Source organism: Paraburkholderia sp. SIMBA_053, from assembly GCF_046534895.1.
GTDB lineage: Bacteria > Pseudomonadota > Gammaproteobacteria > Burkholderiales > Burkholderiaceae > Paraburkholderia > Paraburkholderia caledonica.
The window spans coordinates 1-348 of sequence record NZ_JAWRXU010000256.1 but is presented as its reverse complement, the minus strand read 5'-3'; the positions used below and the strand labels follow the sequence as shown (position 1 = coordinate 348).

The following is a 348-nucleotide window of genomic DNA, read 5'->3' as shown; positions in this document are numbered from 1 at the left end:
GGGCGCCCTTCCCGGCCGCCTCGCGCCAAAGTGCGTGGCCTGGCGGAAGTCCCGCCAGCAACTGCCTCACTTCGATGCCTTCGAGCACGGCGGGAGCGCCGCCCGAATGGTCGGAGTCGGCATGGCTGATGATCAGCGTATCGAGCGCCGCGATGCCCGCCGCCTGAAGGTAGGGCACGACGATGCGCTCGCCCGCGTGCGTCGATTCGGGACCCGGACCGGCATCGAACAGCAGCGTGTGATGGGCGGTTTCGACAACGATCGACGAGCCTTGCCCGATGTCGAGCGCCGCGAGACGGAACGCGCCCTCGGCGGGAGCGGCCGATGCCGGCGCCAGTAGCGGCAGCC

General features: G+C 70.7%; 1 protein-coding gene. It reads right to left on the bottom strand.

Annotated elements, in window-relative coordinates:
* The coding region (locus tag SB753_RS35515; RefSeq protein WP_410804764.1) for an MBL fold metallo-hydrolase at positions 1 to 348 on the bottom strand (348 nt) is incomplete at both ends.